Source organism: Haloprofundus salilacus, assembly GCF_020150815.1.
Taxonomy (GTDB): Archaea; Halobacteriota; Halobacteria; order Halobacteriales; family Haloferacaceae; genus Haloprofundus; species Haloprofundus salilacus.
Genome location: NZ_CP083723.1, coordinates 544,248 through 561,483, shown reverse-complemented (window position 1 = coordinate 561,483; position 17,236 = coordinate 544,248). Strand labels below are relative to the sequence as shown.

Here is a 17,236-nt window from a genome sequence, read left to right as displayed (position 1 = left end):
GCCCGGCTATTCGCGGCTCCGGAACGCCTCGTGGATGGCCCGTGCCCGCGTCTCGCCGACGCCTCCGATTCGCTGGAGGTCCGACACCGACGCTGAGAGGACGGCTTCGACCGTCGGGTAGGCGTCGTACAGCGCCGCCGCCGTCGTCGGGCCGACGCCCTCGATACAGCCGTACATCCGCTTCGTCACCGGTTCGTTCCGGTTCGGCACGGCGCCGGCGCGGAGCGACCGTGTCGACGGCGATTCAAGGTGCTTGCGGCCGATTCGAACCGCGACATCGACGAGGAGTCGTTGCGTGCCGCAGGGAATCACCGGCGTCGCGTCGCGGGCGGTGATGGAGGCCATCGACCCGCGGATCGCGCTCGCCCGCTCCTCGAACTCGTCCACGTCCGCGAGGTTCCCCTCCAGCAGGACGTAAGAGTGGGCGTAGGCGGCGTTCATCTTCTCGACCTGCTCGCCCAGCGTGGTTCCGGAGCGCCGAAACACTGAACTGGCGTAGTCGCGGACCGTCTTTCGCTCGAACGCCACACGAACCGAGTCGTCGGGCTCAGGCGTTCTGTCGCGTCGAACCGGCGTCTCGCGGACGTCGCCGACGACGATGTCGCCCGAGGCGAGTCGCGAGACGTTCACCGCCGCGACGTCCTCGTGGGCGCGGACCGCCGAGACGAGCGTCGACGGTTCTCTGTCGTCGACCGAGACCGAAATCTGCATCCGACGACGACTACTGCGACCACCGACACGAGTGTTCCGCCGACCGCGAACCGCTAGTCGCCGACCGCCAGCGTCAGCCACCGACCGCCGAGCGACGACTCCGCCACCTCCGCAGGCTGAACTCCCTACAGAATCCGTCGGTAGTCGTACTCGCCGCGGATGTGGTCGTGGAAGTACCGCCCGCGGGAAGACGCGTGGAGCAGTTCCTCGTACGTCTCCTCGGCGACGCCCTCGTATCGGTAGACCCCGCCGCTGTGAAACTCGAGTTCGAGCGCGCCCGCGTCCTCGTCGTAGCCGACGCTCCGCAGACTGCTCGAACTCACCGGCAGGCGGGTTGGCACGACGTGTTCGAGGCTGTCGTACGGGACGTACCCGACCTGTCGGTCGTCGCCGTCGTACAGCATCACCCCGTGGTCTCGCTCTCGGACCTCGGCGCACTCTACCTCACAGCCGTCCTTCGTCACCGCTTTCATAGTTCGGACGTCGGTGTCGAGACCCGTCAATCGTCGCCCTGACCACGAGTTCGGTCCGCCGCAGAGAATGTTAGAAAAGCGAGAGAACAGACAGGGGTATCTACCAGTACGTCCACCCTACGAGCATGAGTGTCAACGTCACGTTCACCGTCCCAACGAAGGACTGCGCGTTGGGGCGCTCGATCGGCGACGACCCGCAGACGCGCATCGAAATCGACAGGGTCGTCCCGACGGGAGACACGGTGATACCCTTCTTCTGGTTGCTCAACGGCGAGTCGGACGACTTCGCGTCGTCGGCCCAGTGCGAACCGGCCATCGACCAGATCAACATCGTCGACCGAGTAGATGACGGCGTCCTGCTTAGCGCGCGGTGGAACCACGAGGCTGCCGGAACGCTCCGCGGTATCGTGCAGAACGACGGAACCCTCCTCGAGGCGCGCGCCAACTCCGTCGAGTGGCACTTCTCAGTCCGGTTCGCCGACGGCGACAGAGCGACCGCGTTCACGCAGTTCTGCCGCGAGAACGAGATACCCATCTCGCTCACCCGCGTCTCCACCTCCGCGGACCGACGGCTCGACCCGCTCGGCGACATGACGCCCGAACAGCGGGAGGCGATGGCCGTCGCGTACCGTGCCGGTTACTTCGACGAGCCTCGTCGGATCACGCTCGACGAACTCGCGGCGAAGTTCGACATCTCCCCGCGCGCGGTCGCCGGACGGCTTCGACGCGGTCAAGCCAAACTCATCGAAGGCACCGGACTCGCCGACGGCAGTCGGCCGAAACAGGCGTAATCGGAGGATTGCGGGTCTCTCCCGGGGCCACGTATGAACGCCTTCATCCGTGAACGGCCAAGCCCAACCACGTTCGTCACGAACTATCGGCAACAATGGCGCCAACCGATGACGACCCCAGTATCACCCACCCGACCGGGGGACACGGCGAGAGCGACCGTCCCCTCGACGGGTCAGATCACCGCACGGCCGCGAACGACGTCGAACCGCCGACGATCGCCGTCGAGTACAGCGTAGACGACGACCAGTCGCTGAGCGAGGCGGTCGTTTTCGCCGTCGCCGAGGCCGAAGGCTGCACCGCGCTCGAACTCGACGAACCGCTGTACAACTGGATTGATCCGGACGCGCTTGACGCAGTTTTCAGACTTTCGAGAGAGGAGGTGACCGCCGACCGACTGTTTTCGTTCCGCGCCTACGGCCGCGAGGTGCTCGTCGTCGACAGACGGGCCGTGCACGTCTCGCATCCGGTGGACACCTGAGTTGTCCAATCTACGATGCCCGCAGCATCCACCGTATCGGCAACATTCACCGCAATAGCGGCGGCGACGAACATCGCCGAACATGATTCTGCAGGCCCACCGCCTTTGTCGCGTCCCGTTGCGTCGTCAGTATGGAGGAGCTTCTACAACGACTGACCGAGCGGTCGGGAGCCGACAAGGGGGACAACGGGAGAGTCGGCGTCGTCGCCGGGAGTATCGACTTCACGAACCAGCCCGCACTCGTCGGCGAGGCGGCGATGCGGAGCGGGTCTGACGTCGTTCGCGCGCTCACCCCGGAGGAGATATTTCCGATCGTCGCCGGCTACTCGAAGAACCTGCTCGTCAGTCGCTACGCCGACGACCGCCTCTCGGAGGAGTCGTTGGACGCCGCGCTGACGCTGGCCGACTGGAGCGACGCGCTCATCGTCGGTCCGGGGCTGTACGACCCCGAACCCGAGACGGTACAGCGTCTGATCTCCGAGGCCGACGTCCCCGTCGTCGTCGACGCCGACGCCATCCGTCCGGCGGTCGGGACGGACCTCGAAGGAACGATATTCACCCCCGACACCGACGAGACAGAACGCATCGAGGAGGAGTACGGCTCGCTTGACGATTTCGCGACGGAGACGGGCGCGACGGTCGTCCTGACGGGCGGCACGGACGAGGTGTTCGCGGAGGGCGTCCACTGGACGAACGAGACGGGGACGCCCGCGATGACCGTCGCGGGCACCGGCGACGTGCTCTGCGGTATCGTCGGCTCGCTCCTCGGACAGGGGTTCGACCACGTCGAGGCGGCGAAACTTGGCACGTGGCTCGTCGGTCAGGCGGGCGAACTCGCCGACGAGGAGTACGGAGACGGGCTGCTCGCGACCGACATCATCGAGCAAATTCCGGCGGCGATGAACTGACGAGACAGGCGGAAACGCGGTCGGCACGCGGGAGATTGCGGTCGATACGTCGAAGACGTCGTCGACGCGGTGGGGCACGGCGAAATCGGTCAAAATACGTAGTCTGAGAGATCGAACCGTCGGGTCCACAACGACTGGAGCGGGCCGATGAGAAACGGCGTGACATAGGCGAACGTGACGTCAACGGCAGCGACGCCGATGGAGAGCAAGAACACGGTCGGTGCGATGAGCGACCGGAGGACGATGAGTCGGGTCGTCCGGAGACCGAGTTCGGGTTCGAGGAGATCGTACGAGGCCGTATACCACCACAGAACCGTCGTGAGGATCCCGATTGTGGCCAGGTTGAGCGCGTAGAGCGTCCACGCAACCGCCCCGCCGTAGATGCCGAGTAGTTCCGTGGGGAACGGGAGAAACGAGACGAAAAGCAGGTAGACGAAATTCAAGTAGAGCAGGCGTCGGTCGTAGTCGACGACGTGGCGAAAGAGGTCGTGGTGGACGACCCAGTAGAGACTGACGCTGAAGAAACTCAGGAGGTAGCTGAAGACGAGTGAGCGCATCCCCCACAGGGCCGCCAACAGCTCCGCTCCGACCCGTCCATGAGGGAGGGACGGTACCTCGAACTGGAGGACGAGCAGTGTGAGGACGATGGCGAACAGGCCGTCGCTCAGCGCGTCGATTCGGCCCCTCGCGTCCGGTGCTTCGAGTTGACTCATCGCGAGGAGCGTCCACCGCGAGCGGTAAGCCACTACTGCCGAGGTCGGGAGTCGGCGGCGAGACACGAACATCAGTGTCTTGTGCCACTCGCTCGGAGAGAGACGTATGTCGTGGTTACTCCTCCTCATTGCGGGGGCGTTCGAGATGGTGTGGGCGCTCGGACTGAAGTACACCGACGGGTTCACCGAGTTCTGGCCGAGCGTCGGGACGCTCGCGGCGATGGCAGTGAGCGTCTACCTGCTCGCCCAAGCCGTCGAAAATCTCCCCGTGGGCACGGCGTACGCCGTCTGGACCGGTATCGGCGCGGCAGGAACCGCCATCGCAGGCATCTACCTGTTCGACGAACCGTTCACCGTCACCCGCATCGGATTCGTCGGTCTCATCGTCCTCGGCGTCGTCGGTCTGCAAGCGACCGGCGCGGGTCACTGACGGAAGAGCGTCGCCGGTAACCGGCGCCCGACGACTCGCCGACCGTCGACCTGTCGACCTGTCGACCGAACGCTCTTTTCGTCGGTCGTCGACTCCACCGTATGACCGGAGGTCGACTGTGGCCGTGACCGGGGTTCGACACGTCGTCCTCGTCGTCGCGGTCCTCTGTCTCTCGCAGACGTGTCTCGGCGTCGGGCCGACGCAGGTCGACGACGGCGGAGCGACGCCCATCGCCGAGTGTACCGAACTCACCGAACCCGGCCACTACGAACTGACGCGGAACCTCACGAGCGACACCGGGCGGTGTCTCGTCGTAAGTGCCAACGACGTCGTCGTCGAGGGCGACGGCCACGCGGTTCGCGGCGACGGACGCTTCGGCACTGCGGGCGTCGTCGTCGGGTCGTGGGAGCGCCCGACGAGAAACGTCACCGTCGAGAACCTCACCGTCTCGAACTGGGATGACTCGGTGCGAGCGACCCGCGTCGCGAACCTGCACGTCCAGGGCGTCGTGGCACGGGGGAGTCGAGTCGGGTTCTCGCTTCGAGCGGTCACGGAGAGCGTCGTCGCGAACACGACGGCGACGCGAAACAGCGTCTACGGCGTGTCGCTGTCGGACCGGAGTCGGTCGAACCGCCTCCGAAACGTCACGGCGACGGAGAACGCGCTGTTCGGCGTCCACCTCGTCGGCGACTCGACGAACACGACGCTCTCGGGCGTGTTGGCGGCGCGAAACGACCACGGCATTGCGCTCGTCGGGAGCCGAAACACGACGGTTCGGGACAGCCGTGTCGTCTCGAACCGTGTCGCGGGCGTCTGGAGTTCTTCGGCGCGCGGGACCCGGGTGACGAACACGACGCTGACGAACCGGCTGTACGGCGTCGCGCTGGCGGACGGCACCGCCGAGACGACGCTCGACGACAACACCGTCGTCGGCAACGCCGTCGGTGTCCGACTCCGCGACAGTGACCGAAACCGGATTCTCGACAATCGGGTCAGAAACAACCGCGACGGCGTCCTGCTCATCGAGAGCGACGGGGCACTCGTCACCCGCAACGTCCTGCGGAACAACAGCCGCGGCGTCACGCTGCTCGCGTCCGACGACGCGCGCGTCGTCGGGAACTCGTTCGTCGATAACGAGCGACGGGTCGTGGTTCGGCGCGGGAGCAAGAACGTCACGGTCGCGGACGACTGACCCCAACCGAACAGCGGCCGACCGTTTTCTCGCTGGCGCGCGTACGACCCGTATGAGCGACACGAGCGACCGTACGCAGAGCACAGTTCCGCCGGAAGTCGAGGAGCGAATCACCGCGAAGCCGATGATGGCGCACTTCGCGACGTGCGTCGACGGCCGACCGCACGTCGCCCCGGTCTGGTACCACTACGACGACGGGACGCTCGAACTGCTGACGACGGGCAAGAAACTCGCAAACGTGCGCCGGAACTCCCGCGTGGCCGTCTCCATACAGGAGGACGACGCGGGCGACGCAAAGTGGCGCGCCACGCTCCTCGGCACGGCGACGGTGGTCGAAGACGACGAGGAGACGGCGGCGGCGGCCCGGCGCATCAACCCGAAGTACGGCGCGGACCCGGACGCGTGGCCCGAGAATACGCTCGTCCGCGTCGACGTCGGGACTTCAACGTACGAGTCGTACTGACCCCGAGCGAGTCGTCGTCCGAGTCACCGTCGACGCGGCCAGTCCTGACCGACGGACAGTCAACCGTGTTAGTCTACGACACGGTTATCTCGGCAGGTGAACTCTAGAGTATCGTTACAAACAGGTATAGATGGAAGACAGACATGAAGACGAGATTTCCGCTCTCTAGAGGGTTGGGGCGGCCGCTGTCAGTGTACACCGACGAGGGAGAAGCGGTTCGGCACGCGACGTGGCTCGAACTGTTCTTCGACTTGGTCTTCGTCGTCGCCGTCGCCGAACTCGCGAGCCACCTCCACGGGAATCTAACGCCGGTAGAGGTAGGGCACTTTGCTACGCAGTTCCTGCTCGTCTGGTGGGTGTGGTTGGCGTACAGCTACTACGCGGACCTCTACGATACGACCGACACGTTCTCGCGGCTGGCGATGATCGTCGCGATGTTTCTCGTCATCTTCCTGTCGGAGACCGTTCCTGGCGCACTCCACGGTGAGTCGTTCGCGTTCGCGCTCGCCGTCTTCCTGCTCCGACTGTTTCTGACGGGACTCTATCTTCGCGCGCGCAGCATGGACACCGAGGCGAAGGCGTTTCACAACTACTGGATAGCCTCCGACGCGCTGACGACGCTCGTCTGGGGTATCTCGTTGTTCGTCCCGCCGCCGGGACGCTACGGGCTCTGGATCGCCTCGTTCGTCATCAGCATCGCCGGGGTGTTCGTCGTCTACCTCGGGTTCAGCGAGGTGCTCGTACAGGTTTCGCACTTCCCCGAGCGGTTGGGCCTCATGACGATACTGGTCCTCGGCGAGACCATCATCGCGGTGTCGGTCGGCACTGATCTCGAAGCGTCCCTCGGCAGCTTCGAGCCGATGATTATCGTCGTCGCGGCGTTCGGGTTCTCTATCTCTGTCTGCGCGTGGTGGCTCTACTTCCGACACTTCGACGAGCGCCTCATCGACCGCCTCCTGCGGGTCGAATCCGACGACTGGCTGCGTGCGAGAGAGCGCGGTCTCGTCTACGTCTTCAGCCACTACTTCGTCCACGCCGGAATCGTTGCCTCGGGGGTGGGAGTCGGCGCCGCCATCGAGGCGACGATACACCACCACGCGCTCGAACCCGGGGGCCTCCTCGCGCTCTGTCTCGGGACGGCGGCGTTCATGCTCGGAAGCGGCGTCTGTCACCGGGCGACGCCCTCAGCGATAGACACCATCGTGTTCAAGACACGGGTCGGACTGTCGACGGTGCTCTGTCTGCTCGTCTTCGTCGGCGGGGCGCTCGGACCGGTCACGCTCGTCGGCGTCATCTCGGTCGTCTTCGTCGCCGCCGTCGTCTTCGAGGAGCTACAACCCAGAGCGAGAACGACTCTGGCGGGGGTACGGGCGTGAGGAGAACGACGGCGAGACCGGCGACGACGGCGCGTCGAGAGCGGGTGGAGAACGAACGCGGAACGAACTCGAAGCGGACGGAGTGATCGGACATGGACGATATCATCGAGATGTGGAAAGACGTGCGGATGGTGATGCTCACCGTCGTCATCGCGGCGGTGTACGCGGCGGCGTTGATTCCGTCACAGGGACTCGTCATCCTGCCGCACCTGACGACCGTTCGGCCGGGAAACGTCTTCCCGGTCGTGTTCAGCCTGCTGTTCGGCCCGGCGGCGGCGTGGGGATCGGCGTTCGGTAACCTCTTCAGCGACGCGTTCAGCGGCACGCTCACTTGGGGTTCGGCGTTCGGGTTCGTCGGGAACTTCTTCTACGGCTTCGTCGCCTACCGACTCTGGGGGAACCTCGGCCGACTCTCCAGCGGCGAGGAGCCAACGATGGGTTCGACGAAACAACTCGTCGAGTTCCTCGTCGTCGCGTTCGTCGCCTCGACGCTGACGGCGGCCATCATCGCGTGGGGCGTCGACCTACTCGGACTCGTCCCGTTCTCGGTGTTAGCGGTCATCATCACACTCAACAACTTCGTCGCCGTCGCGCTCCTCGGGCCGCCGCTTCTGTATCTGCTCTACCCGCGCGTCAAGGAGGCGGGACTGCTCTACTCTGACCTGATGACGAGAGACGAACTCCGAGTCGTCTCGCAGCGGCAGTACAGGGCCGCAGTCGGGCTCGCCGTCGTCGCCGTCGGGTGGACCGCCGTGGGCGTCGCCGTCGGCGTCTTCTTCGACGGCGTCCCGTTGGGAACGATGCTCGGCAGCGAGGCGGCCGTCGGCGGGTCGTCGGTAGAGGCGGCCATCGGCGGCGTCGCGTTCGTCCTCGTTCTCGGGTTCGCCGCGCTCACGACCGAACGACTCTCGTCGCTCGTCGGCGGTGACGAAGCCGCGCCGGTCGAGGAACTCCTCGAAGTACCCAGCGACGATGCCCTGGACGACGTGTTCGACGACGCCATCGGCGAAGTCGTCGACGAGTCCGCAGAAGAAGTGAGCGACGAGTCGTACGAGTGATATTTATCGGGGTTGTTACGGTTCAGCGAGCGTCTCGTCGAACCAGTCGTATATTTCGCCGTGAGCGAGCGACAGGTTACCGACTTGGCAGTGCTCGCCCGCGCCCTCCTCGGTCGTGAACACGCGCGTCGTCGTCGGTCCCGCGACAGCGTCGGCGAACTCGTAGACGAGCGGGAGCGGAATCAGGTGGTCGTCCTCGCCCGCGAGCGCGAGCGTCGGGCAGGTGATTCGGTTGGCGACGTCGCGGAGCGAGTACTCGCGGAGCGTCCGACGGAGGTTCGCGGCGTCGGTGCCGAACACCCACCGCGAGTTCTCCATCCGCCAGCGCGACCCGGCGTCGACGCGCGCGCCGAGTGCGGCCATCGCGTTGACGAGTACGCCGGGAGCGTAGTCGACGAGCGCCGCGAGCCGTTCTTGACCGTGGGCCGCCGCTGACCAGAGATCGAAACAGTGGTCGAACGCGACGCAGGCGGCGATTCGGTCGTCGAAGGCTGCCGCCCGCGGCGCGTAGTACCCGCCCATACTCGCGCCGACGACGCCGATTCGGTCGGCGTCGACGCGCGGGTCGTCGACGAGCGCGTCCAGCACCGGCCCGAGAACGTTCTCCCAGTCGGTTCGCGCCTTGAGGCCCTCGATTCGGAGCGGCGCGCCCTGTCCCGGTCCGTCGAAGATAAAGCAACCGTAGCCGCGTTCGAGCGCGGCCGGGACGCCGCAGAGAAAGTACAGTTCCTCGGCGAGCGAGTCGAACCCGCCGAGGCAGACGACGGTCGGCCATTCGGACGGGCCGCCATCGGACGAGTTGCCGTCGGATGTATCGTCGCCGGCCGGGTCCCTGCCGGACGATCCGTCGGGGGTGAACAGATACCCGGGGAGCTGCGTGCCCTCGTACGGTATCTCGACCTCCTCGACCGAGGCGTCGAGGTAGTCGAGCGCGCGCTGGAACGCCTTTCGACTGCGCTCGTACGTCGGGACGCGGCGGGAGTCGTCGCCGTCGAGGAAGAACTCGGCGGTTCGATAGTAGTTGTGCGCCCGAAAGAAGGCGTCTCGGGCCGTCTCGTCGTGGTTCTCCGCTTCGGCGTACTCGCCGGCGACCGCGACCCGGTCGGCGGTGCGCCGCCACTCGGTGTACCATGCCTCGAAGTCGGTCCCGTCGATTCGCTCGACGGTCGCCAGACACTCGCCCGGTTCGGCTCCGCGGTACGTCGCGTACGCCATCGTCCGGAGCGTCTGATAGTCGAACGTCGGGTCCGAGAAGTGAACGCGCATGCAGGTCGTACCCGGCACCGGGTGATAACAGTTCATGCCCTGTTCGAGGCGGAGAGCGCTGTGCGGCGATGATACACCCTGAAACGCGATATCAATTCGTGTTGGAAGCGGTTCACGCCCGTCCGAACCGACGGACGCTCCGAGGACGAACTCGGAGCGAAATCCGCCGTCTCCGGGCGAAGAAACCGCTCCCTTCCCGTCGATAAGTTGCGCATACTGAAACGGGCGTGCGTCGCAGTACCAGAAGTGAGTTCAGCGACCAACGTCGTCGTCGTCGACATCGGCAGTACCCGCGTGCGATACGGCCGCGGGACGGAGAGAGGTCCCGTAGCGGTTCACGCAGAGCCCACCCGCGCCGACGCGCTGGCCGAGCAGTTGGTCGACGCCGTTGAGACCGTCCGTGCCCGGTCGCCCGGTCCGCTTCAGGGTGTTTCGGTCTCGACGACGGGACTGGTCGACGCCGAACGGGGCGTCGTCGCCGAGTTCGACGCCGACGACGGCACGAGACGGTACGATATTCCGCTCGCCGAGGCTGTCGACGACGCCTTCGGGCTGCCGACGGCCCTCCAGAACGACTGCACCGCCGCCGCGCTCGGCGAGTATCGGTTCGGCGAGGGTCGCGGCTACGACTCCGTCGCGCACGTCACCTTCGGGACGGGCATCGGGGCAGGGGTCGTCGAAGGCGGCCGAGCGATTCGAGGTGAGCGAGGCTACGCTGCGGAGGTCGGGTTGTTCTCCATCCGCGCCGACGGCGAACTATCGAGCAGCGGCGTACGGGGCGCCTGGGAGGCGTACTGCTCCGGGCGCGGGATACCGAACTTCGCTCGCCAGCTGCTCGCCGAGGACGAGCGGACGTCGTCGCTGCGCGAACTCGACGAGCTAACCGCACCGGTGGTGTTCGACGCCGCGGGCGACGGCGACGACGTGGCTCAGACGCTCCTCGACCGAATCGCCCGCTACAACGCCGCCGGAATCGGGACGCTCGTCAACGCCTACGACCCGGGTGTGGTGACACTCGGAGGTTCGGTCGCGCTCAACAACGCCGAGTGGATGCTCTCGGGAATCCGAGAACACCTCGACGACTACGTTCTCGCCGCCGACCCGCCGCCGGTGAGACTCACCATGCTCGGCGAAGATATCGAACTGTACGGCGCTGCCGCAGCGGTGCTCGGTCCGGCGGCAGAGACATCGTCGGTCGAACAGGTCGGAGACTGAGTCGGCCGGCAGCTTCGTATACGTGACTGTACGGCCGAAACCGCTTTGGCCGCATTGCCGCTCTGTGACGCGAGTCCCTCGCGGACCCGTATCTGTGTCTACTTCTCACTCGCTCGGTTCTTCTCCCTCCGACCGCTCTTCGTCGTCTCCGAGCGCCCGGCTGTACTCGTCGTAGAGGTCGTCGTCGAGCAGCTCCCGCAGCGCGTGGTCGCCGTCGGCGTCGCCCTCGGTCGCCATTCCGTACGCGAGGCCGAACCCGGCGCCCAGAATCGCCCCTCTCCGAGAACTCCCGAGACCGAGTTCCTCGCGGTCGGTCGCGTACCGGGCGCCCAGTTCGGCGCCGCGCGCGACGATGTCGGCGTCGAGTCCGGCGAGCCAGTGGGCGTACTCCTCGGGAGTCAGCGTCTCGGCGAGGTACGTCGACGCGCCGAGCAGACTCCCGAGCGCGCGGCCGTTCACGTTCGTCCGGTGGGCGTTGGCGGCCGCCATCCCGCCGGAGCGACGCGCCATCTCCAGCGGGTCGAGGTCGTCGAAGACGGTGTTCTCGTGGCTGCTCGCGTACGCGCCGACGGCCCCGCCGCCGATCACCGCACCCGAGAGCAGCACGGCCGTCGAGTAGCCGGCGGCGATGGCGGGGTTCGCTAGCGTCGCCCCGGTCGCGAGACCCCAGAGCGCGGCCTGCTTCGGGTCGGCGTTTCGGACCGTGTACTTCAGGTCGGCCACGCCTGACGCCGTCCGCCCTCTAACGCGGGCGAGCGGTCTGTTGGACTCGGAGGTGGGAACCGGGAAGTCGGCATCGGCCTCACCAGCATCGGTGTCGACGGTGTAGGCAGTGTCGGCGGTATCGGTCGTTCCGTCTGACGCTGCGTCGGACGACCCGACGGCGTCGAGTCCGCTCGCGACTCGGTCTCGGAGTCCGCCGACCGTCGACTGGAGACGGTCGACCGCACCGTCGTTCGCGGGTTCGGTCGTCACGGGCACCTCAACCTCGTCGTCGCCGAGTTCGGGTATCGCGGGGTGTCTCGTCTCGTCGTCGAAACACTCGATCAGTCGGTCCCGGAGGTCGGCGGTGTCGGTCGCTTCGGCGACCGCGCTGTCGACGGCGCTGCGGCGACTGTCGGGGAGGTCGGCGAACAGCGCTGACAGCGTCTCGAAGGCGTCGGAGTCGTCGGTCATCGAGGTGTGTACAACGCCGTGAGAGGTAAACGAAGGGGTCGACGCGAGGGTATCGGCATTACGAGGGTATCGACATCGCGACGGTCGCCCGATGCGGCGTCCAACAGTTAATGCGACGCGCTCCTTTCGGTGTGTCATGAGCATGAACCGTTCCCTCGACGCCCTCCGGTTGACGAAGCCGGAACTGGCGGTGTTCGTCTCGGGGGTCGCCAGCATGGGGCTGGAGATTCTCGCCGGGCGGATGATCGCGCCCCAGTTCGGCAGCAGCATCTACACGTGGGGGAGCATCATCGGCGTCTTCCTCGCCGCGCTCAGCTACGGCTACCACCGCGGCGGGAAACTGGCGGCCCGGCAGGCGACCAACGACCGCATGGCGCGGGTGTTTCTGCTGACGGCGGCGTACGTCGCCGGACTCATCTTTCTCGGCGACCTGCTGTTGCGGGCGACGTCGGGCTTTCCGCTTCCCAGTCGGTTCGCGTCGCTTCCGGCTATCACGCTGTTGTTCGGGCCGCCGACGTACCTCCTCGGCTACGTTAGCCCCTACGCTGCGGAACTCTCCGCGAAGAACGGATTGGGCGAGGCGTCGGGGCACGTCTACGCGCTCGGGACCATCGGCAGCATCGTCGGGGCGTTCGCGACGACGTACTTTCTCATCCCCTCGCTCGGCGTCGAACAGATAGCGCTCGTCTTCGGACTGCTCTCGGTCACGACGGCGCTCGTGCTCGCCCGCCCCGGTATCGACCGCGACCAACTCGTCTCCGGCGGATTCGTCGTTGTCCTCCTCGTCGCCGCAATCGGAAGCGGGGCCGCCGGACTCTCCGTCGAAGGTCGCGTCGTCTACGAGACGCAGACGCCGTACCAGGAACTGCAGGTCGTCGACCTCGGCGACACGCGGACGCTGTATCTCGACGGCCAGCGGCACAGCGCGATGGACAAGAGCGACCCCGACCGCCACGTCTTCGACTACACCCGGTACTTCCACCTCCCGCTCCTGATGAACGACGACGTAGACCGCGTGCTGTTCATCGGCGGCGGCGGGTTCACCGGCCCGAAACGGTTCGCCGAGGACTACGACGCCACCGTCGACGTGGCCGAGATCGACCCCGAGGTCATCGACGCAGCCGAGGAGTACTTCCGGGTCGAGGAGTCCGAGAACCTGAATATCTACAACACCGGCGGGCGGCAGTTCCTCCAGGAAACGAACCACACGTACGACCTCATCGTCCTCGACGCCTACCAGAAGGACAAGGTGCCGTTCGAGTTGACCACCGAGGAGTTCATGCGACTCGCGGACAGTCGACTCTCCGAGGACGGCATCCTGTTCGCGAACGTCATCTCCGCACCCACCGGCCCGGCGTCGAAGTTCTACCGCGCGGAGTACAAGACGATGTCGCAGGTGTTCCCGCAGGTGTACAGTTTCCCGACCGCTCAGGGGAGCGTCGTCCAGAACATCGAGGTCATCGCGACGAAGAACGAGTCGGTCGTCACCGAGGAGCAACTCCTCGCACGGAACGATCGCCGGGACATCGGCATCGACCTCGAGGGCGAGATACGGAACTACCAGCGGACGACCGAGACCGGCGACGTGCCGGTGCTGCGCGACGACCGCGCGCCCGTCGATAGCCTGCTCGACCCGATGGTCGGTCAGCGGTACGTGATTCAGCAGTCGAACGGGACGAATTCGTCAGGCGAGACGGCGGAGTCACAGTTCGCGTCGAATGGGCAAGAGCCGGGGACAGTCGACGCGCCAGCCACTCGACCACCCCTTCCGATAGCCGCTACCGTCGACCGAGAACAGGAAGTAACGAGCTAGCGAGCTCGTAGCTGAGAGGCGAGACTCGCCCGTCTCACCTCAGATTCATCTGTCTAGCCGTCTCGGCGGCGTGTTCGGTGACCTGTTCGATGCTCGCGTCAGACTGTTCGGCGAGGACGCGAGTCAGCATGCCGAGCTGCTGGCTGGTCGTCTCCTGAAGTCGCTCTTCGTCCACGTCGTTGGCGAAGTAGAATTCGTTGTCGCCGTCGTCGCTGACGAGGCCCACGTAGACGGAGACGGCTTCGCTCTCACTCACAGCGTCTGCGGCTTGCTGTTTTACGCGCTCGAACTCCGTCGTATCGCTGTCGTCGCTCATGGTCTTCGTTGGGGCTACTCGGAAGAAAAGTATCCGTGCCGAGAGTCGATCGCGGAATCAGTCGCCCGCGATCTTCTGTTGGTCGAACTGCTCGGTTGCCTGCGTGACCTCATCGAGCGCCTGCTCTTCCTCCCGGAGCGTCTCGGCTAAGACGTCGGCCGCCTCGTCGTGGCCGGTTTTCTCGGCCAGCGAGGTGATGCTCCCGTACGAGGCGATCTCGTAGTGCTCGGTCTTCTGTCCGACTTCCATGTTGTATCGGTCGAGCACGTCGCCCTCGTTCTCCTGCGCGAACTGTTCGTGTTCGTTTATCAGCGCCTTCACGACTTGCTCTTCCTTCTCCTGCGGTTCCTCGCCTATCTGCTCGAACACCTGCTCCAGTCGCTCGACGTGTCCCATCGTCTCGTCGCGATGTTCCGAGAACGCCTGACTGGCGGCCTCGTCGTTCGTCTGGTCGGCGAGGATCTCGAGCGCATCGACGAGTTGTTGTTCGGTGTAGTACAGCTCCTGTAGCCCTTCAATGAAGAGTTCGTCTATCGAATCAGTGGTCATGGTGTCCTCTACCTCAAGATTGGGTTCCCGATTCAATGAGCGGTGGGCCTGTATACGCAGGCGGTCGACGCCGAGGAGTACCGTCGGGTGTCCAGTCCACCAGTCCAGGGACGGTCGCTGAGCTAAACGCCGATGTCGACGCTCGGAACTCTTCGCTCTCGCCGGTACGAGAGTGGTGTCGAATACGGGTGGAAAACGGTGGTTTGTCTTTCGGTACTAGTTCGGCCTCGGCACTCGAACGAGCAATTATTACCGACCCAGGAAGGAGCGTATCTCCGCGTGGTCGTTTAGGTAAGTCGTTTTATACTCGCCATTCCGGTATCAATGAGCCCTGATTTCGTACTGTAGATGGTCATGACCGTACACCTTGCGGTCAGGGCCTTGGTCGACGTATCGATACGGCATGACCCAAGTCCTACAATATACGGACATCCGGTTATGGATCGGAAGTGGGATACTTTCCCTGGGATTGGGGGTGGGGTTGGGACTTTTGATTACCGCTAACTGGGATCGAATTTCGAAGTGGTTAGACCAGCGCCAATAGTATCTCATAGGGCTCGTCACCGCCGGGTGCCACCCTGACTCGGAGCGTCGTCGTCGGCTGTGTTCCGATATCGGAGCGCTCGCGGTCGTCGTTGAATTAGCTATCTGACGAACTGCCGGACGAGCTACCGAACGAACTGCTATCTCCGTCCACCTTTTCGCTAGCTTCTTCGGTCTTTTCGGCGGCTTTCTCGCCTGCCTTTTCGGTCTTCTCAGCGGTCTTCTCGCCTGCCTTTTCGGTCTTCTCGGCGGCTTGTTCGCTAGCCTTCTGGGTCTTTTCGGCGGCCTTCTCGCCCATCTTCTGGACCTGTTCGCCGGTCCTCTGCGACTCCTTCTCGACGCGTTCGGCCGCTGTCTCGCCGCTTTTCTTGATGGTCTCGGCGGTCCGCTTGGACATCTTCTCGGTCCGGTCGGCGGTCTTACTCATCATGCTCTTGAGATCCTTCGTCGCGTTCTTGGACTTCGCCATCCAGTAGCCGACCGCGAGGGCGCCGCCGATGAGCAGCATCCTCGGGATCGTCGCGAAACCTTTCGACTCGTCCGCCGGTCTGATTTCGACTGTCTTGTTATTTGAGCCTTTGATGACATCTACCACTGCTTGCTGAATCTCCTCGTCCATGCTGGCCTCCGAAGAGCCGGATGAACTTCTGAGCGTTGGGCGTTTCATGTATGCTTGTAAACTAGAGGGATGCCACACCGAAAAATGTTGTTGACGAGACAAAACTGTTGCGTGCCCCTAGGCGTGGGGAGGGGAGACAAAGGAGAACAGACACACGAATTGAAGGCCTCGGCACTCATAGGGTTCGTCACCGCCGGGTGCCACCCCGACTCGGAACGGTGCCGTCGTCATCGGCCGGTCGACGGTACCCGACGGCGATAGAAGTCAGTTCCCCTCCGTCGCCTCCACTCAGTAGCCCAGCCGTTCCAGCGTCTTCGCCAGCTCCACCGGATACCGCCCGCCGAACAGATACACGTGAACCAACAGCGGATACAGCCGATAGACGAACCGGCGGCGGTCGAAGAAACCCGATTCGATGCCGCGAGACTCCCGATACCGAGTGAAAAACGTCTTGCCGAACGTATCTGTCCAGTCGATGTACGCCAACTCGACCTCCGCGTGGGCGTAGTAACACGCCGGGTCGAGAAACGCACGAATCTCGTCGTCGCGAGCAAGGAGATTCGTCGTCCACACGTCGCCGTGAATCAGCGACGGCGCGTCGGGTTCGGCCAGCAAGGAATCGAGGTCCGCAGTGACCGTTTCGACGCGCTCGCGCAGCGACGCCGAGAGCGAGTCGTCCTCCTCGGCGAGGTCGGCGACGTGTCGCAGTCGATGTTCGGCGAAGAACTCGACCCACGACTCGGTCCACAAGTTCGGTTGGCGGACTGGGCCGGTGAGCGTGTCACGCGGGAAGCCGAACGCGTCCGCGTTCACGTCGTGAAGTCGGGAGAGGTGGTCCGCAGCGTCGCGTTCGGCCGCCGCCGAGAACGTCGACTCGCCGTCGACGTGCGACAGGACGAGCAGGCCCGAGTCCGCGTACAGGACATCGGGAACCGGGAGGTCGCTCTCATCGCCGAGATAGCGGAGCATGAACGCTTCGACGCCGAGGGGCGTGTCACCGACTTTCGCGACGACTGTCCGGCCGGCGGCGAGTTCGACGCGGTACACCGAGCCGATCATGCCACCGTCGAGTTCCGTCCGTTCGACCGGCTCCGCGCCAAGTTCGGCGGCCAGTTGATCGACGAGCGCGGGGTCCATGCGTTCGA

At 65.1% G+C, this 17,236-nt stretch carries 19 protein-coding genes; 10 read left to right on the top strand and 9 right to left on the bottom strand.

Features of this window, described 5'->3' with window-relative positions; genetic code table 11:
- Window positions 1-6: 6 nt before the first annotated feature.
- Window positions 7-711 carry a helix-hairpin-helix domain-containing protein gene (locus tag LAQ58_RS02780; protein ID WP_224449105.1) on the bottom strand — a complete coding sequence of 235 codons (705 nt, stop codon included), beginning with the start codon at window positions 709-711 and terminating at the stop codon, window positions 7-9.
- 125 nt (window positions 712-836) lie between these two features.
- Entirely contained in the window at window positions 837-1,184 is a 348-nt protein-coding gene (locus LAQ58_RS02775; RefSeq protein ID WP_224449104.1) for a KTSC domain-containing protein, read from the bottom strand.
- Window positions 1,185-1,309: 125 nt separating this feature from the next.
- On the opposite strand from LAQ58_RS02775, the gene LAQ58_RS02770 reads away from it, so the two are divergent.
- The 3 genes from LAQ58_RS02770 (at window position 1,310) to LAQ58_RS02760 (ending at window position 3,362) form a co-directional block, all read left to right on the top strand.
- Complete coding sequence (locus LAQ58_RS02770; RefSeq protein ID WP_224449103.1) at window positions 1,310-1,975, top strand: helix-turn-helix domain-containing protein; 666 nt, start codon at window positions 1,310-1,312, stop codon at window positions 1,973-1,975.
- Window positions 1,976-2,070: 95 nt separating this feature from the next.
- A complete protein-coding gene (locus LAQ58_RS02765) occupies window positions 2,071-2,454 on the top strand; it encodes a HalOD1 output domain-containing protein (RefSeq protein WP_224449102.1) in 384 nt (127 codons plus the stop codon).
- A gap of 131 nt (window positions 2,455-2,585) precedes the next feature.
- Window positions 2,586-3,362, top strand: a complete 777-nt coding sequence (locus LAQ58_RS02760) for an NAD(P)H-hydrate dehydratase (RefSeq protein WP_224449101.1) — start codon at window positions 2,586-2,588, stop codon at window positions 3,360-3,362.
- An 89-nt stretch (window positions 3,363-3,451) separates the two neighbouring features.
- On the opposite strand, the gene LAQ58_RS02755 is transcribed toward LAQ58_RS02760, so the two are convergent.
- Window positions 3,452-4,075 carry a TMEM175 family protein gene (locus tag LAQ58_RS02755; RefSeq protein WP_224449100.1) on the bottom strand — a complete coding sequence of 208 codons (624 nt, stop codon included), beginning with the start codon at window positions 4,073-4,075 and terminating at the stop codon, window positions 3,452-3,454.
- A 106-nt stretch (window positions 4,076-4,181) separates the two neighbouring features.
- Here LAQ58_RS02755 and sugE point away from each other — a divergent pair, with 106 nt between their 5' ends.
- The 5 genes from sugE (at window position 4,182) to LAQ58_RS02730 (ending at window position 8,594) form a co-directional block, all read left to right on the top strand.
- Window positions 4,182-4,505 carry a quaternary ammonium compound efflux SMR transporter SugE gene (sugE, locus tag LAQ58_RS02750; protein WP_224449099.1) on the top strand — a complete coding sequence of 108 codons (324 nt, stop codon included), beginning with the start codon at window positions 4,182-4,184 and terminating at the stop codon, window positions 4,503-4,505.
- 118 nt (window positions 4,506-4,623) lie between these two features.
- Complete coding sequence (locus tag LAQ58_RS02745) at window positions 4,624-5,697, top strand: right-handed parallel beta-helix repeat-containing protein (protein ID WP_224449098.1); 1,074 nt, start codon at window positions 4,624-4,626, stop codon at window positions 5,695-5,697.
- A gap of 52 nt (window positions 5,698-5,749) precedes the next feature.
- Entirely contained in the window at window positions 5,750-6,160 is a 411-nt protein-coding gene (locus tag LAQ58_RS02740) for a pyridoxamine 5'-phosphate oxidase family protein (RefSeq protein WP_224449097.1), read from the top strand.
- A 143-nt stretch (window positions 6,161-6,303) separates the two neighbouring features.
- Window positions 6,304-7,536 carry a low temperature requirement protein A gene (locus LAQ58_RS02735; RefSeq protein ID WP_224449096.1) on the top strand — a complete coding sequence of 411 codons (1,233 nt, stop codon included), beginning with the start codon at window positions 6,304-6,306 and terminating at the stop codon, window positions 7,534-7,536.
- A 92-nt stretch (window positions 7,537-7,628) separates the two neighbouring features.
- Window positions 7,629-8,594, top strand: a complete 966-nt coding sequence (locus tag LAQ58_RS02730) for a QueT transporter family protein (protein WP_224449095.1) — start codon at window positions 7,629-7,631, stop codon at window positions 8,592-8,594.
- A gap of 15 nt (window positions 8,595-8,609) precedes the next feature.
- On the opposite strand, the gene LAQ58_RS02725 is transcribed toward LAQ58_RS02730, so the two are convergent.
- Window positions 8,610-9,860, bottom strand: coding sequence for an alpha/beta hydrolase family protein (locus LAQ58_RS02725; RefSeq protein ID WP_224449094.1), 1,251 nt, complete (start codon window positions 9,858-9,860; stop codon window positions 8,610-8,612).
- 246 nt (window positions 9,861-10,106) lie between these two features.
- Between LAQ58_RS02725 and LAQ58_RS02720 the strand changes: the two genes are divergently transcribed.
- On the top strand, window positions 10,107-11,075 hold the full coding sequence (locus LAQ58_RS02720) for an ROK family protein (protein ID WP_224449093.1): 969 nt from the start codon (window positions 10,107-10,109) through the stop codon (window positions 11,073-11,075).
- A 105-nt stretch (window positions 11,076-11,180) separates the two neighbouring features.
- On the opposite strand, the gene LAQ58_RS02715 is transcribed toward LAQ58_RS02720, so the two are convergent.
- Entirely contained in the window at window positions 11,181-12,251 is a 1,071-nt protein-coding gene (locus LAQ58_RS02715) for a hypothetical protein (RefSeq protein ID WP_224449092.1), read from the bottom strand.
- A gap of 136 nt (window positions 12,252-12,387) precedes the next feature.
- Here LAQ58_RS02715 and LAQ58_RS02710 point away from each other — a divergent pair, with 136 nt between their 5' ends.
- The gene (locus LAQ58_RS02710) at window positions 12,388-14,064 is read left to right on the top strand and encodes a spermidine synthase (RefSeq protein ID WP_224449091.1); all 1,677 of its coding nucleotides are present in this window, start codon (window positions 12,388-12,390) and stop codon (window positions 14,062-14,064) included.
- A 34-nt stretch (window positions 14,065-14,098) separates the two neighbouring features.
- Here the strand turns inward: LAQ58_RS02710 and LAQ58_RS02705 are convergent, their stop codons facing one another.
- From LAQ58_RS02705 to LAQ58_RS02690, 4 genes are all read right to left on the bottom strand, one after another.
- Window positions 14,099-14,380 (bottom strand): DUF8113 family protein, encoded by a 282-nt coding sequence (locus LAQ58_RS02705; protein WP_224449090.1) that lies wholly within the window; start codon window positions 14,378-14,380, stop codon window positions 14,099-14,101.
- 57 nt (window positions 14,381-14,437) lie between these two features.
- On the bottom strand, window positions 14,438-14,929 hold the full coding sequence (locus LAQ58_RS02700; RefSeq protein WP_224449089.1) for a YciE/YciF ferroxidase family protein: 492 nt from the start codon (window positions 14,927-14,929) through the stop codon (window positions 14,438-14,440).
- Between the two features lie 640 nt (window positions 14,930-15,569).
- Complete coding sequence (locus LAQ58_RS02695) at window positions 15,570-16,091, bottom strand: hypothetical protein (RefSeq protein WP_224449088.1); 522 nt, start codon at window positions 16,089-16,091, stop codon at window positions 15,570-15,572.
- A 288-nt stretch (window positions 16,092-16,379) separates the two neighbouring features.
- Window positions 16,380-17,228, bottom strand: coding sequence for a fructosamine kinase family protein (locus tag LAQ58_RS02690; protein WP_224449087.1), 849 nt, complete (start codon window positions 17,226-17,228; stop codon window positions 16,380-16,382).
- Window positions 17,229-17,236 lie beyond the last annotated feature (8 nt).

What these genes read in the sequence shown, in the direction of transcription:
- LAQ58_RS02780 (WP_224449105.1), bottom strand. Translation starts at nt 711, where the DNA reads ATGCAGATTTCGGTCTCGGTCGACGACAGAGAACCGTCGACGCTCGTC.
- LAQ58_RS02775 (WP_224449104.1), bottom strand. Translation starts at nt 1,184, where the DNA reads ATGAAAGCGGTGACGAAGGACGGCTGTGAGGTAGAGTGCGCCGAGGTC.
- LAQ58_RS02770 (WP_224449103.1), top strand. Translation starts at nt 1,310, where the DNA reads ATGAGTGTCAACGTCACGTTCACCGTCCCAACGAAGGACTGCGCGTTG.
- LAQ58_RS02765 (WP_224449102.1), top strand. Translation starts at nt 2,071, where the DNA reads ATGGCGCCAACCGATGACGACCCCAGTATCACCCACCCGACCGGGGGA.
- LAQ58_RS02760 (WP_224449101.1), top strand. Translation starts at nt 2,586, where the DNA reads ATGGAGGAGCTTCTACAACGACTGACCGAGCGGTCGGGAGCCGACAAG.
- LAQ58_RS02755 (WP_224449100.1), bottom strand. Translation starts at nt 4,075, where the DNA reads ATGAGTCAACTCGAAGCACCGGACGCGAGGGGCCGAATCGACGCGCTG.
- sugE (WP_224449099.1), top strand. Translation starts at nt 4,182, where the DNA reads ATGTCGTGGTTACTCCTCCTCATTGCGGGGGCGTTCGAGATGGTGTGG.
- LAQ58_RS02740 (WP_224449097.1), top strand. Translation starts at nt 5,750, where the DNA reads ATGAGCGACACGAGCGACCGTACGCAGAGCACAGTTCCGCCGGAAGTC.
- LAQ58_RS02735 (WP_224449096.1), top strand. Translation starts at nt 6,304, where the DNA reads ATGAAGACGAGATTTCCGCTCTCTAGAGGGTTGGGGCGGCCGCTGTCA.
- LAQ58_RS02730 (WP_224449095.1), top strand. Translation starts at nt 7,629, where the DNA reads ATGGACGATATCATCGAGATGTGGAAAGACGTGCGGATGGTGATGCTC.
- LAQ58_RS02725 (WP_224449094.1), bottom strand. Translation starts at nt 9,860, where the DNA reads ATGCGCGTTCACTTCTCGGACCCGACGTTCGACTATCAGACGCTCCGG.
- LAQ58_RS02715 (WP_224449092.1), bottom strand. Translation starts at nt 12,251, where the DNA reads ATGACCGACGACTCCGACGCCTTCGAGACGCTGTCAGCGCTGTTCGCC.
- LAQ58_RS02710 (WP_224449091.1), top strand. Translation starts at nt 12,388, where the DNA reads ATGAGCATGAACCGTTCCCTCGACGCCCTCCGGTTGACGAAGCCGGAA.
- LAQ58_RS02705 (WP_224449090.1), bottom strand. Translation starts at nt 14,380, where the DNA reads ATGAGCGACGACAGCGATACGACGGAGTTCGAGCGCGTAAAACAGCAA.
- LAQ58_RS02700 (WP_224449089.1), bottom strand. Translation starts at nt 14,929, where the DNA reads ATGACCACTGATTCGATAGACGAACTCTTCATTGAAGGGCTACAGGAG.
- LAQ58_RS02695 (WP_224449088.1), bottom strand. Translation starts at nt 16,091, where the DNA reads ATGGACGAGGAGATTCAGCAAGCAGTGGTAGATGTCATCAAAGGCTCA.
- LAQ58_RS02690 (WP_224449087.1), bottom strand. Translation starts at nt 17,228, where the DNA reads ATGGACCCCGCGCTCGTCGATCAACTGGCCGCCGAACTTGGCGCGGAG.